The sequence below is a fragment of the Asticcacaulis sp. P4_H10 genome, from assembly GCF_056400965.1.
In genome coordinates, this window is the sequence record NZ_JBFUKH010000007.1 from 250,927 (window position 1) to 265,613 (window position 14,687).

A 14,687-nucleotide genomic window follows, 5' to 3' on the forward strand; every position below is an offset into this window, starting at 1 on the left:
GCGGATACTCCCTTACTTACCGGCGTCGAAGCTGAATTTCTGCGCGTTGGCGAAGCTTTCCCAGGCATCGCGCGAGGTGAAATCGAGACCGCCATCCCAGGCCGATCCCATATAGTAGACGAACGGCTTGCCCGGCGTGACGCGCAGCAGGATCAGGTAGTTTTCGGCGTCCTCGGCAAAGCCTTCGACCATGGCCGGATCGACAGCGATCGAGATGCCGATGCTGCCGTGAACGCCGTCGTTCGGCTCCCAGAAGCTCAGGCGGCCGGCCTTGGCGTCCTTGGTGACGTTACCGGAACCGCCGGGACCTTTCCGCTTGTCGATGCCGATGCCGACGATCAGCGGCTCGGATGTATCCGACTGGAGGGTCGACACCATGCGCGTGAAATTTGAACCGAGCGGCAGCGAGAAGCTGCGCGTCTCCCAGACCTTACGCGTCACATCGACCGGCCAGGGCTTGTAGTCGACAGTGAACTTCGCCTCGTCGCCGCCGGTCTTGAGGATCTCATATTTCGTGAAATTACGAGATGTCCACAGCTTATTCTCGTACCAGATGCCAAGTCCGCCGGCGCCGCGACCACGGCCGACATCGTAATAGTCGAGCCCCTCGCCGCGATCGACGTGATAGGACGGAAACTTCAGCTGGCGGTCCATATACGGATAGCGAACGCGCTTGGCCCAGACATCGATTCCCGAGCCCGAAGGCGGCTCGCGCAACTGCAGCGCCGGTCCGTAGATGCGGTGGGCGACCTTGTCGTTTTCCCACAGGATGTCATCGAAACGATCTGGTGCGAAGCGGGCCACGGCGCGCGGCGTCTGGTCGGCCGGTGGCGTCAGCCGCTCGACCGGCGCTGGACGCTTGAGCGTCGCCGGATCGTAGGCCAGGGCGCGCGTCGCCTTCATCTCGTCCTCGCGGCGTGCTTTCTCGGCGTCCCCAACTATGGTCGCGGGCGGTACCGGCTGCGGCGTCGTAGCCGTGATGGCAGTGTCATTATCGCGGGCGGGTTCGGCCTCCGGCAGGCTCTGAGTCTTGCCATTCAGATCCATCACTTCGATACCTGCCAGCAGGAAGGCACCCGTGGCATAGGGGCCAGTCTCATCGGCCGCTGTCGTCACAGGACGGTCACCAGTCTTCTGCGCCGCGCCGATCAGGCCGTTCGGCAGAATATGGCGGTTGAGGGCCGCCCAGCCCTTCAGCACATGCGGCTGATAGGTCCTGCGGTCGAGCAGGCCGTGATTGATCCCCCAGGCCAGGGCGTAGACGAAGAAGGCCGAGCCCGAGGTTTCCGCCTCGGGGAAGTGGGTCGGATCATTGAGGTCGGCGCGCCACAGGCCGTCGGCCTGCTGAAGCGTGACAATACGCTTCGACATTTTCTGAAACATCGTAATGTAAAAATCGCGGCCGGCGAAATCGGCCGGCATGGCTTCGAGCGTACGCGCCAGGCCGCCCATGACCCAGCCATTGCCGCGCGCCCAGTAGATCGGCTTGCCGCCCTCGCCCGTCCGCGTCTTGAAGCGTTCGTCACGCAGGAACAGCTGGTCGTCTTCGACCCACAGGCGCGCATAGGTGCGGCGCCATTCCTTGTCCATGGCGCGCACATATTTGGGATCGCCGGTCAGAACCGACATGCGCGCCAGCACCGGCGGCGCCATATAGAGCGCGTCGCACCACCACCAGACCAGCGCCTCGGTCTCTTCGGGGCGATTGAGGTGCGGCACCTGGTAATCGAGGCGCTGCTGCAGCGGCATCAGGGCGCCCTGCTGGCCGCGGCGGCTATAGAGTTCCTCATAGAGATCGCCGATCGCTATATCGTCGGCGTTCAGCAAGGTCCGTTCGGAGCGCCCTCCGCGAAGCGCGTAATTATAGTGCTCGGCCGTCGCGGTCAGGAAGCGCAGCGTCGTCTTGTTCTCCGACATGCGCGCCAGGCGCGCCGCGCCGATATAGAAGGTGGCCGCCACCCAGTTGGAGGAAATTTCGGTCAGGTTTGAACCCGTCGACAACTGGATCGGCCGGCGGCTCATATCCGCGATCTGCGAGGTCGCGACATAGTCGAGCACCGTCAGGACAGCTTCGCGCGTTGGCAGGCGGTCGGGCGAGAAGACTGTATCGGGCCGCGCCGTCGGCGTCAGCCAGCTGGCTTCGATGCCGGCGACCGGAGGGGCGCTCTGCGCCGCAGCCGACAGTGGGGCCGCTAGGATGGCGGCAGCCAAAACGCAGCCAGAAACATAAAGGCCCAAGACGTTGAGACCCAAGACTTGGCGCATGATCATGATCGAGTATCCTGAAAGACGAAATCTTGCAGCAAAAGCCACCCCCGACGAGCAACCTTAGCCTGACATCAAACTTGCCGAAAGTCCGACCCCGCGCTGCAGGGCCGGACCTACGGTTTACGCGTACCTAGAAGGTTGCAATGACGCCGAAATAGAGACGGCGGCCATAGTACAGGGTGTCGAAGACGTAGGGCGTGCCGTTACCAACATCGCGGAACTCTTCCGGAGCATAGCGGGTGAGCGTATCGTTCAGAAGGTTTTTGCCTTCGGCGAACAGTTCGACGTGCTTGTTGATCTTGTACGACATGCGGGCATCAAGCGACTTCGTCTTGTTCTTGAAGACCGGCGTGACGGTCTTGAAGTAGCTGGTCGCACCGCCATACGGCGGCAGATTGATACCCATGGCGTTCTGGGTGGCTTCATTCGGGACGCGGTTGGTGCCTTCGGAAGCATCGATCCGGTCGTAGTAGAAATCACGCTCCTGGTAGGCGACGCGGGCATTCAGCTTGCCGTCATCGTACCAGAAGTTGAGGTTATAGTAGTAGCTCGACTGCTTGATGGGCGGAAGGGGCTTGCCGGTTATCGGGTCGATTGCCGTGAAGCTTTCGTTGCTTTCCGTGGTCGAGTAGTTGAAGCCTGCACCCGTGTACTTAAGGACGCTCGGTGCGAAGCTGAACGCGGTCCGACCCGCCAGTTCAATGCCCTTCTGTTGCAGGCCGCTGGGCCCGTCTTCATAGGTCGGAGCAATGTAGGTGTTGCCTTCCAGCTCGTATTCCGGGAGCGTGACTTCTTCCGGGCGGCCCGACTTCACGTCAATGGAATAGCTGGCGATGCTCAGCTGGCTGTCGCGGTTCGGATACCATTCCAGCGAGATGTTCGACGTCGTGGCCCCATAGCCCAAAAGCTCCGGGTTGCCGATGCGGCCTGAGCAACGCTTGTCGTTGTTTGGCTCCACTTCCGCGTCCGGGTCGGCGTCGTTCCAGTAACCGGGGAAATTGATCCCGAGTTGTTCCAGTGTCGCCGAGTCCTGAGTGCTGATGAAGTTACAGGTCGCCGCCGACGTGCCGGTCAGCTGCGCCATGCTGGGACGCGCACGCTGCTTGGCGATCGAATAGCGGACCACCAGTTCGTCTTCGATTGGCCAGACGGCCAGGTTGAAGCTCGGCAGTACGTCTTCCGACTGGCGATGAATGTCGAAGATCCGGCGCTCGACAAACGTCGTGACCGTGGGGTCGATCCCCGTGCCGCCGGCCTGGATCTGACCCAGACGCACCGGGTCAATCGTCGTGGTCTGGAAGACGACCGATGGCGCTGCATCGACCGTAATCTTCTGATAGCGCACGCCCAGGTTACCAAACACCGGCATATTGAACAGACGCGTTTCGAAATCGCCCATGACGTAGGCAGACGTCGTCACTTCGTTGGTCGAATAGCTGGGGCGCGTATAGGTCTTGCCGTCCGAAGCGATGCACTCATACAGACAGTCGAGCGTATGGTGGCTCAGGTCGGCATATTTGCCCAGGGTGCCGAACAGGTTATCGAAGCTGAAGGCCTGCCACGAGTCGATCAGGTTGCCGCGATCGGGCATGCCTTCGAAGTAGTTCGCGCCCGGAAGAGGCATGATGCTGTTATTGATCAGCTCCTGATACTGCGCCCGCGTCAGCATATGCTCCTTTTCAAGCCGGTCCTGACTGGTCGCGACCGTGTTCAGCGTGCGCGAACCGAAGGTGCAGTTGGCGCCGCTGACCGCCGGGTCGCAGAAGCGGACATAATCGAGGCTTCTGGCGCGTGACAGCATGACGCCCGGCGCGATGTTGAAGCCGCCTTCGCGCCAGGTTTCGTTGTCCCGATCGGTGTGCGAGCCACCGAACTTGATGCTCTTCAGCGGACCGAAATCGGTGAAGTTGCGCGTCAGATCCAGTTGGTAGTTCCACTCCTGGTTCTTGTCCGCTTGCGGCGTATATTCCAGGCGCGCTGTGGTCGTCGGGTTCTGGAAGACACCGGGACGGACCGGCGTCGAGTTGTCCGGCGAAGTCGGATAGTAAGACGCCGGGTTGTCGAGATCGACGGTCGGGACGTCGAACGTCCACAGGCCGTTTTCCGGGATCATGTAGAAATGCGCCGACGGGATCGAGGCGATGATCTTGAAGGCATCGTCCTCACGTTCGCCTTTCGCAAAGCCATATTGGATACGCGCCTTCGCGATCCAGTTTTCGTTTTTGAAATCAGCGCCAATCTGGGTATAGTGCTGCTCGTTCGTGCGCTGGATGTCGCGCACCTGGCTGTCATAGTTCAGCGTCGTGACACCATTGCCGCGGATCAGGTCGTATTCCGTGACGTAGTGGTTAGCGTTGACCTTGACGTTGCGCATATTGGTGGTCAGTGCGCCCGTTGTGCCCGTCGTGCCACTCGGCGCGATGATCTGCAGGTTGTAGGCCTGGAAATCCTGCTTGCGGATGTTCGGGTTGTACGACGCGAAAACCGTCAGGTCATCGCTCAGGCGATAGTCGGCGCGCAGCTGGAACGAGGTGCGGGTGTCGCGGCGGTTTTCGCGGCGCATGCGCGGCAGCGACGGCGTATAATCTTCCCACTGGGCGTAGCAGTTCAGGCGGCTGTTGATGCCGGTCGTCGGCAGGGCCGCGCAGCCGGCCTTGGTCGTGACGGCCGCGGCCACCTTGTCATAAGCCTGAGTGAAGGTCTTTTCCGGCGAGTTGTCGTGATCGCCGAAAGGCTGATAGCCGACCTGCTTGTCCGACACGCTGTTGAAATCGGTCGAGGTGCGCTGGTCGTCATAGGTGAAGTTGAACAACAGGCCCAGACGGTCATCGAGGAACTTGCGGGTCGCGATCACGTTGAGACGCGGCGACCACTTACCGTCCAGTGTATTCTTCTGGTACTGCAGGTTCATCTTGTAGAGCGGCTTCTTGAAGTCGAGACCGCTGCGCTGTTCGATGCGCACCGTCCCACCGACGCCTCCCGGACGCATGTCAGCGGTCTGGCCCTTGACCACGTCCACGCTCTTGATCAGGTCGGAAGACATGTCGTTGAGGCCAGTGACCGAGCGGCCGTTCTGGGAATCCGTCGGCAGCATCGACATGCCATCGACTTCGACACGAACCAGATCAGCGGCCTGACCGCGGATGGTGAAGCCGCCCTGGTCGCCGGCGTCGCTGACATCCAGTGCCACACCCGCGATACGCGAAATGGCCTCGCCGACATTCTTGTCCGGGAAGTTGCCGACGTCGTCGGCGACGATCGAGTCCTGGGCCGTCGCCGCGCGTTTCTTGCGCTGGATGGCCGATCGCTCCGAGTTACGAGCGCCGGTAATGACGATCGCCTGGTCGTCAACCGCCGCATCGCTGCTGGCCGCAGCCGGCGCCTGGGCGTGGGCCGACGCCGCCGTCAGTGCCATCAGGGATGCGCCGAACATGAACCTTAATGTACTACCCTTGAGTTTCATCGTTTTCCTACCTTTTTCATTTGCCGCTTGAAACGGCTTTTGCCGGATGGCTTCGCCACCGGTGTCATCTGGCAGCGCTTTACGCGCCGTCTTTTGCCCCGTCAGGGCAATCCTGTGATATCGCTTGTGTTTTCCAGTGTGACTGTCCCCCCTTGGCTGGCTGTGATCCGGCTGTTGCTGAAGTGAATGCCGTTGGCATGACGAATGACGCCGAACTGCTGGGCTTCGATGTCGATGTCTTCCAACCGGACGTTCTGGATGGGCGCATCGGGATAGGCCTCGAACTCGACCGCCGTTTTGAGGCCCCGCGCCTTGACGCGCGCGATGCGGATGTCGCGGACGTGGGGCAGGCCCTTTTCTGCCGGAACCTGGGCCGTCAGCACCTTCCAGTGCGCCGGCACGTCGGTGATGCCCTTCGGAATTTTGGTATAGGAATACTGCGGAAACCAGTTGAGATTGATGCGGATACCCGCGTCCGCCTGGCCGATATCGATATCGTGGATGTCGATGTCCGACACTGTCCCGCCGCGCGTCTTCGCCGACTTGAACAGGATGCCGTAACGCACCGGTCCTACGACCTTCAGGCCATAGACCTCGACATTGCGGATGCCGCCTGACGTCTCTGACCCAAAGGTGATACCAGCATAGGCGTTGCGGATGGTCGAATTGCGGATGACGACATTTTCGGTTGGCCGGTTGACCTTCAGACCGTCAGCGTCGCGTCCGGCCTTCAGGCATAGGGCGTCGTCATTGGCGTCGATGTCGGCATTTTCGACCAGGATTGTGTGCGAGGAATCGATGTCTATCCCATCCGTCGAAGGCCCCTTGCCGTCGACATTGTTGCGCACCATGACGCCGGACACCTTGACGTCATGCGAATAGACGATCTGCACCGTCCAGAAGCCCGACCGCGTCAGCAGCAGGTTCTCGGCCTCTCCGCCCAGCTCAATGCGGCTCGACTTGTAGATCTGGATCAGGCGCGGCCGTTCGGCGTCGTAGTCGGCCGCCCAGCGCAGGCCGCGCGGTTCATAGTCAGCGCGGATCCTCTGAAAGCTGTCCCAGAAGACCTTGCCATCGCCGTCAATTGTGCCTTCGCCATAAACCCTGATATCCGACTGCTCGTAGACATTGAGCAGCGCCGACGGCCAGGTGATTTCGACGCCGGCGATGCGGGTGAACTGACGGGGATAGGCATCGATCGTCTGGCGGCCCAGCAAACGCACGCCCTTGTCGAGGCGCAAGGCCATGCCGGATTTTAGAAACAAAGACCCTGTCAGATAGGTGCCTGGCGTCAACACCAAGGTGCCGTGTTTCGTGGCTGTGGCATCGATTGCCTTTTGCAGGGCGACAGTATTGTCCGTAAGCCCGTCACCTTTGACCCCATAGTCGTCTGCACGCACGATCGTACCGGTCAGCCCACGCGGCGCCGCCGGATCGACGGCCGCCATGGCGTGCGCCGACATCATCACCACAAAGGCAATGATGGCGATCAGGGACTGACTAAGACGCGTGCACAAGGCCACGAACCGACTCCACATGACAAACGAAAGACCCTGAAAAAGGTGGAGCGTGCGCCACGGGAAGGTACACACCCCAAAGGCTTCAGAGGTTCTTCAGGGTCCACTCCGCATAGGCGTCGAGCGCTTTCTGCGGCATGGCTGAGTACCAGGAGTAGCCGTTGCGACGCCCCTTGGAGATAGCGTTGACGTCATCCTGGATTGACTTGTCCCAGTCGCCGAAGATCGGCTTACCCGTGCGGATGTCGTAATTGCGTGACCAGATCGGGCCAGCGCCCGGCTGCTCGATCAGCTTGCGGCCTTCGAGGTCACTGACCTTGGTGAAGGCCTTGCCGTAGATGGCGTGCGCCTTCAGCCAGGCGACTCCGGAATGCACGGCGTCCTTTATCTTCGGCGACGGATTGGGCTGGCGCATCAGGAAGATCAGGATGTCGGCGCTCTCGGCGCTGGCCAGCGAGCGCATCTCGTAATTGCGCGCCGAAATGGGCTCCAGCGTGAGGGCGTCGACCTGCTGCGGCCACACGGTTGCCTTGCCGTCGACCACGACCTGGGCGGCCAGAATGACCTCAACGGCTTGTGCGCTGGCGGCGCCGGCCTTCTTGCGCAGGTCGGCCGGGACAAAGGCGAATTCGGCGCTGCCCTCGGCGACATCTTCCAGGATCATCGACGCCTCGGCGACCGCATTGTCATTGAAGGTGATCCCATCGTGGAACCCGCCTTCGATCGGGTAGATCTGCGGCCATCCGCCATTGGGATATTGCCCAGCCAGCAGGTATTTCACGCCTTTGATAATGCTGGCGCGATAGACGTCGCCGTCCCTGCCCGGCAACTGCTGCTGCACACGCGCCAGGAAGCGCATCTCAGTCGTCGTAGCGCCGTTGTCGAGCGTGCCGACAAAAGTCCAGAAACGATCCTTGGGTGCATCGAAGCTGCCTGTGCCGACCTCCATGGTCTCGGCATTATTGCTGTAACGCTGGCCCGGCAGACGCTTGGGGCCGGTGCGGTTCTGGTTCTTGCTCCAGCCACCGGCAGGCGTCTGGAAGCTGACAATGGTGTCGGCAATGGCGCGCGCCTCTAATGTGCCGTACCAGGCGGCATCCTTGTTGAGCACCATATGGCCGCTGCCGGCGACCGGCGGTGGCGGCGGCAGTTCGCCCGGCTTCAGTTCCGCGGCCAGGGTGGCGCGATCGGTCTTTTCCTGCGCTTCCGAGCGACGGATATAGTCCGCCCACGGCATGTGCTGATTGGCCGGCAGTTCGCTCAGGCGTTCGACGGTCAGGGGACGCGCCGGCGTATTCTCGCCGACGACTGCCGCATGGATGACCATCGGCGCAGCAAGACCTGCAATGGCTACCGCATACGTTAAAACGCCCACCTTCATAACTCGTCCCTGTTTTTGATATCCTTATGTCAAAATTGATACGGATCATTTCGCATTTGTAAACACAAATGATCACGATCGATTAGTTTTTTTAAAAATGGTTTTAAATTTGAAATGAAAGTACACGTTCAATTTTAGATGGGGAAATATTGTTGCAAAACTCGCACAACTCATCATTTCCACGCACGCTTTCATGCAATAAGTTGATTGTAATACAAATAAAGCGCTGGCGCGGCGTAAAAAGGCGCGCAATATAGGCTTGCGAAGGCCGCGACATCGGTAGGATCGGCCTTCTTTTCGCTTAATTTTCCAGCATTTCCGCGTGTCTGGCTCAACAGGTACAATTTAAGATAACGCACGTCATTTGACTGTTCCGGATAACGGAAAACGTTGTCAGTATTTTTTGCGCACACCGACGCCGCTCAGGACGATCCTATGCCTCGCCTTCCCCAGCTGCACCACCTCTCCCGCCGCCAGTTGCTGGCGGCATCGGCTGCGACCTTCGCCGCTGCGGCGACGCAGCCCGTCCTGGCCGAGGCACCGATTGACCGTCAGGCCCTGGTGACCCGGCACAACCCGGTGCTTACCCAGGTCGATCCTTCGGCGCCGCTCATGCTTGGCAACGGCAATATCGGCTTCACGGCCGACATCACCGGGCTTCAGACTTTCACCGAGCCCTATTCAAAGATCGCGCCCTTGCTGACCGAGGCGCAATGGGCCTGGCACAGCTTTCCCAATCCGCAGGGCTTCACGGTCAGGGATACGCAGGTTCCGATCGACGTGCGCGGCCGCACGCGCCGCTACGGCTATATCAAGGACTGGGCTGACGCCGCCGGGAACCCGGCCGTTGCCTATATCCGCGAGAACCCGCATCGCTTTTCGCTGGGACGCGTGGCGCTCGATCTGAAGACAAAGGACGGTACGCCGGCACGGTTCTCGGACATCCGCGATCCCCGCCAGACACTCGATCTGTGGACAGGCACGCTGATCAGCCGCTTTGTCTACGATGGTGAGCCGGTCACGGTCACCACCTGTGTCCTGCCAGATCAGGATACCGTCCTGGCCGAGATCACTTCAAAGCTCGTGGCCGATGGACGGCTGGCCGTCATCGTCAAATTCCCCGGCGTGTCGAAGTCACTTAATCCCGATCCGTCCGACTGGTCCAATCCCGATGCGCACAGCACGACAGAACGCCGCCGCACTGCCAGCGAGGTCCGGCTGGAACGCAGGATCGACGCAACTACATATCATGCCGCCATTGCCGCACCCGGCGGCCAGGTCGCGGCAGCGGGCACTCACACTTGGCGCGCCGCCGCCAAAGGCCATACCCTCACCGTCCTGACCCAGTTCGCCACCCCCGATATCGCCCTGCCCGCCCCGGCGAAGGGCAGGGCCGCTGTGACAACGCACTGGCGCGACTACTGGTCGAAAGGCGGCATGGTCGATTTCTCCGGCAGCACCGCCCCGCGCGCGCACGAACTGGAGCGGCGGGTCATCCTGTCGCAATACCTGATGGCGGTGAATGCCGCCGGCGACTTCCCGCCACAGGAAGAAGGCCTGTTCTCCAACAGCTGGAACGGCAAGTCGCATCTGGAGATGCACCCATGGCATTCGGCGCACTTTGCGTTGTGGGGCCGGCCGCAACTGTTGGAGCGCAGCCTCGGCTGGTACCTGACCCACTTGCCCAATGCCAAAGCGCGCGCCGTCAACCAGGGCGTCAAGGGCGCCTGGTGGCCCAAGATGATCGGGCCGGATGGCGTCGATAGCCCCAGTAAAGTGTCGCCCTTCATCATGTGGCAGCAGCCACATCCGATCTATATGAGCGAACTGATCTGGCGCGCTGGCAAGGACAAGGCCGTGCTGACGCGTTACGCCGAACTGGTCGAACAGTCCGCCGAGCTTCTGGCCTCCTTCGCGCATTTCGATGAGGCATCGGGCCGTTATCGCCTGGGTCCGCCGATCATCCCGGTGCAGGAAAATTTCGATCCGCTGACGACCTTTGATCCGATGTTCGAAGTTGCTTATTACCGCTGGGGCATCGAAACCGCACAGAGCTGGCGCGAACGTCGAGGGTTGGGCCGTCGCGCCGACTGGGACGCCATACTTGCAAAGTGGCCGGACCTGCCGCAGAAAGATGACCTCTACCTGCCTACGCGCTCTGTGCCCGACTTCTGGGATCGCGCCGCCGGCACCTGCCTCAGCAACGCGCTCGAGGAATCGTGCCAGAATCGCGATCACCCATCCTTCCTGATGCCGCTTGGCTGGTTGCCGGGCCGCGACGTCGATCGCGCCGTTATGCGCCACACACTCGATCGGACGAAATCCGACTGGGATCTGCGCCAGACCTGGGGCTGGGATTACGCCATGATCGCCATGACGGCGGCGCGGCTGAACAGCCCGGAAGAGGCCGTTGACTGGCTGTTCTTCGACGCCAAAAACAACAAGTACGGCAAGTCCGGCATGACCCCGCGCGTCCACCTCGATGCTCACGCCCAGGCCTTTGTGCCGACCGCAACCGGCGAAGGCCCTGGCGCAGATGGCCCCGGTTATCAGCGCGCGGCCGAGACCTACTTCCCGTCGAACGGCAGCCTGCTGATGGCGGTGGCTCTGATGGCGGGCGGCTGGGATGGGCAGTCAGGCCGTGCCCCGGGCTTCCCCAAGAAATGGAATGTCAGGGTCGAGGGTCTGAAGCCCTCGCTTTAACGCTCCAGACTGACCGCCATCAGGCCAATGACCACCTCATTGGCGACGCTGCGCACGGTCAGTGACTTCAGCGTCCGCGTCGCGTCCAGTTCGATGTCGAGGATGTTCGCGGCCCCGCCGTCGATTGTTTCGCGGTCGGTCCGGCCCTTGCTGTCCGGCCCAGGAAGGGTCACAGTGCCAGTCTTGAGGTCAAGCCGCACCGGCGCTTCACCGCACAGCTGGAACTGATAGTCATCTACGAAATAGTCGCGCTCAATCGGCCACCAGTTTTGGGGATTTGACAGCGTCATCCGCGTTTCCGTGCCGTCCGTATAGGTGACAATCACCTCACCATTGGTGACACGGCTTTGCATGGCATTGGTCGATCCAGCCATCATCAGGAAGGCGCGCCTTGCCTTGCCGTTAAGCGGCACGGTTGCCTCTTTCGGATAGTTATCCCATTGCGACGTAAAGACGATATTGGCGCCCTCAGCCGGCGTCCTGAAGGTCAGGCCGCTGGGCAACCTGACTTCGCCGCCGGCAGCGCGCAAGGCCGCATCGTCGATATTGGCAGTCGCCTTGACGTGGCCGGCCCAGGCGCCGATGCCCTGCGCCGGGATGGCCAGCGAGACATGCGGCGAACGTGGCGAACGGTACTTGCCCCGCGCGAAGATGTCCGTGACCCTGGCGTTGAACGACGCCGACAGATCGACCGCTTCGGTCTTGAGCAGACGGCTCATCCATGCCCAGCGCGGCGCCTGAAGCGCGCAAGCTGTCTGATCGGGTGCTGGCACGGCGGCCAATGTCCACCATTCGAAATTGCCCTGGCGATGCGCCGTAAAGCGCGGATCAGGGCCGGTGCCGATGACCTCGGCCCTGGCCGGATCGAGCGCCGCGCCTTTGAACACGACCTTCACGACCGCCTGCTTTTTCAGCGCGCCTTCGATGCGCAGCTTGGGCGCACCGACGCCCTTGACCGCTGTCCAGTGCACTTCCTTGCCGTCGACTGTGACCTCCTCGACCATCTCACCCGTAACCGGCACTTCGATAACAAAACGGGCAAAGAGCGTGCCTGTCTGGCTGACCGTCCAGGTCTCATTCGCACCGTCGCGCTTGAAGCTCAGTCCGAGATCCGGATGGATCAGGCTGGCGTGGTTCCAATCCTTCGGAAAGCCCGGCGTCAGTCGCAGCGTCTTGTCGAGCGCATCGGGCTTGACGCCGAACAGGCCTTCGACGACAGCGCGCGACATGACACCAGCGCCATCTGCGAAGTCGCGCTGGGCCTCACGGCGATAGGTGTCGAGATAGTTGAGGCTGCCGATATTGCCGGGTGCGATGCCCATATAGAAGCTGGCCAGCAGGCTGCCGCGCGTCAGCGTATAGGCGCCTTCCGCATCACCCGCCTGCCACAGGGCCAGGGCGGTATGCAGGTTCTCGCCCATGACCACATTGTTGAGCGACCAGCTATAGGGCATCCAGTCCGAGCTCGGCAGGACGTGGTGCGGCCGGTCGACAGGAACGCCTTCACCGGTGACGGGAATTGGCTTTAAATGCCGCTCGAGGTCGGCAGCCATCTGCGCGGCTTCGAAGCCATCGGGCACGCCGGAATCGAGCGTGTGATAGAAACTCCATAGACCGTAGCTCGGGTGGAGCATCTGCCCACCCAGCAGGTCGCGGAACTCACCAAAGGCGCCGCGATCCGGCATCCACAGATATTGCCGCATGCCCCGACCGATCAGCTCCGCCTCACGCGCATAAGCGCTGCCGTCCTTGCCTAGTAAGCCAGCGACGCGCGCCGCCATGCGGTTATGATAGAGGTTATAGGCCGAGGTGTAGGCCACGCCGCCGCCATGGTACTGCATGTCGTCGCTGGCCCAGATGGCCGCATAGGCCTCGTAGAGCGGCAGCTTTTCAGGCCCGTATTCGCGGCGAAACAGCCGCTTTTCCCACGCCAGATGGCGTTCGATCACCGGCCAGTTTGTGCGGGCATAGTCGAGGTCGCCGGTCCACAGGATGTGGCGGAACATGGCGTCGATAAAGCCGACATTCATGTCGTAGTGCGAATTCGACATGTCGCCGTTGGAGTGCAGCCCGACTTCGTTGCGGGCGAGATTTGAATCTTCGTCAGCGGGCGGCAAGGTTGCCGGAATGGCATCGGTGTTCTGGCGCACAGTCCAGCCGTCGAAATTGCGCCGCGCCCGGTCGTGCCAGCCCAAGGCGTCGAGCGCATACGGCCCGCGCCAGCCAAGCAGCTTGGTCCGCCAGGCGATGGCGCCGTGCATGATGCCGCCCTGACGTTCGTCCCACAGGGCATCGGCGGCCACGTTCAACGAACCCACGGCGGCGTCGAGATAGGGGTCCGGCGTCTCGACGCGGACGCGATTGCGCAGGGTCTCGAAATGCCGACGTGTGGCGTCGAAGCGCTTGGCCAGCTCAGTGGGCTTATAGGCCGGGTCAAGCGGACTTGGGTCTTGAGCCTTCGCCGGTACGTTGCCGCGTGATGCGGTCACGGCGCTATAGGTGCCGAGGTCACCGGCCTGCGGGCGGCTGGTCACCTGCACCGACAGGAAGACCGGCGCGCTGCCGAGCTTTACCCGGCCGACCACGACTTTGACGGCCGCATCGGCCGAGGATGCGAGCAAGGCGTTAGCATCCGCCCACTGCGTGGCATCAGCCAGGCGCAGCTCAGCCTGACCCGACACAACGCCGGCGAAGCGCGCCGCCTTGCCATCGACCGTAAAGCCACCCTTCGTGAACGCATAGCTGTCATCCGCCGCATATTCGGGCTTGAACTGGAAATACTGGCTGATCGGTACTTTTTCCGTGCCGATATCGCCGTCGCGTACGCCACGCACACCATTGCCACCGCCATAGGCGAAGACCAGTTCGGCGCCCGCCGGCAGCCCCTGCCCTTCGGCGCGGACGATCAGACCCTCGGTCTGATGGTAGGCCAGGACGCCGACCTCAAAACGTCCCCGTCCCAGCAAGGGATCGGTGATGACATAGATCAGTTCGCCCGGCCGGTAGCGGGTGACGATATGGCTGGCATCGCTCAGCCATTTGACGCCCTGGGCGGTTTTGATCCCCAAACGCACATTACCGCCACGTCCAGGCAGGTAGAGTGAGAATTCCGGCATGTCGCCACCATCGACCCGGAAGGCGGTATTGCCGCCGTAGAGCGCGCGATTGAAGACCTCAGTGCCATTGCGGATGACAAAGTCGCCGCCTTCGGGATGGTACCTGAGCGGCGTAGCGATCTGGCCTTCGATATTGGGTTTCAACCCGCCGGTTGCCGACGGCGCCACCTGCGCGCCTGCGGAGCTTACTGCCAGTAACAAACAGATCGAAGCCGTCGCGCCCAATAGCCTGTTCATAA

6 protein-coding genes are annotated in these 14,687 nt (G+C 61.7%); 1 reads left to right on the top strand and 5 read right to left on the bottom strand.

The genetic code is table 11. The annotated features are described in order from the left end of the window. Positions 1 to 12: 12 nt before the first annotated feature. The 4 genes from AC1DON_RS14375 to pelA form a co-directional block, all read right to left on the bottom strand. Complete coding sequence (locus AC1DON_RS14375; RefSeq protein WP_476935499.1) at positions 13 to 2,271, bottom strand: glycoside hydrolase family 88 protein; 2,259 nt, start codon at positions 2,269 to 2,271, stop codon at positions 13 to 15. 127 nt (positions 2,272 to 2,398) lie between these two features. Further along, positions 2,399 to 5,731 carry a TonB-dependent receptor gene (locus AC1DON_RS14380; RefSeq protein ID WP_476935500.1) on the bottom strand — a complete coding sequence of 1,111 codons (3,333 nt, stop codon included), beginning with the start codon at positions 5,729 to 5,731 and terminating at the stop codon, positions 2,399 to 2,401. A gap of 101 nt (positions 5,732 to 5,832) precedes the next feature. Further along, the gene (locus AC1DON_RS14385) at positions 5,833 to 7,254 is read right to left on the bottom strand and encodes a glycoside hydrolase family 28 protein (protein WP_476935501.1); all 1,422 of its coding nucleotides are present in this window, start codon (positions 7,252 to 7,254) and stop codon (positions 5,833 to 5,835) included. Between the two features lie 79 nt (positions 7,255 to 7,333). Further along, positions 7,334 to 8,629: a pectate lyase gene (gene pelA, locus AC1DON_RS14390; protein ID WP_476935502.1), complete on the bottom strand. Its 1,296-nt coding sequence runs from the start codon at positions 8,627 to 8,629 to the stop codon at positions 7,334 to 7,336. A 435-nt stretch (positions 8,630 to 9,064) separates the two neighbouring features. Between pelA and AC1DON_RS14395 the strand changes: the two genes are divergently transcribed. Next, entirely contained in the window at positions 9,065 to 11,332 is a 2,268-nt protein-coding gene (locus AC1DON_RS14395; protein WP_476935503.1) for a hypothetical protein, read from the top strand. On the opposite strand, the gene AC1DON_RS14400 is transcribed toward AC1DON_RS14395, so the two are convergent. After that, a complete protein-coding gene (locus AC1DON_RS14400; RefSeq protein WP_476935504.1) occupies positions 11,329 to 14,685 on the bottom strand; it encodes a DUF4450 domain-containing protein in 3,357 nt (1,118 codons plus the stop codon). The genes AC1DON_RS14395 and AC1DON_RS14400 overlap by 4 nt on opposite strands. Between the last annotated feature and the right edge of the window lie 2 nt (positions 14,686 to 14,687).

Bases quoted from the DNA above. Each gene is read 5' to 3' on its own strand.
- AC1DON_RS14380 (WP_476935500.1), bottom strand. From the start codon at position 5,731: ATGAAACTCAAGGGTAGTACATTAAGGTTCATGTTCGGCGCATCCCTG.
- AC1DON_RS14375 (WP_476935499.1), bottom strand. From the start codon at position 2,271: ATGATCATGCGCCAAGTCTTGGGTCTCAACGTCTTGGGCCTTTATGTT.
- AC1DON_RS14400 (WP_476935504.1), bottom strand. From the start codon at position 14,685: ATGAACAGGCTATTGGGCGCGACGGCTTCGATCTGTTTGTTACTGGCA.
- pelA (WP_476935502.1), bottom strand. From the start codon at position 8,629: ATGAAGGTGGGCGTTTTAACGTATGCGGTAGCCATTGCAGGTCTTGCT.
- AC1DON_RS14395 (WP_476935503.1), top strand. From the start codon at position 9,065: ATGCCTCGCCTTCCCCAGCTGCACCACCTCTCCCGCCGCCAGTTGCTG.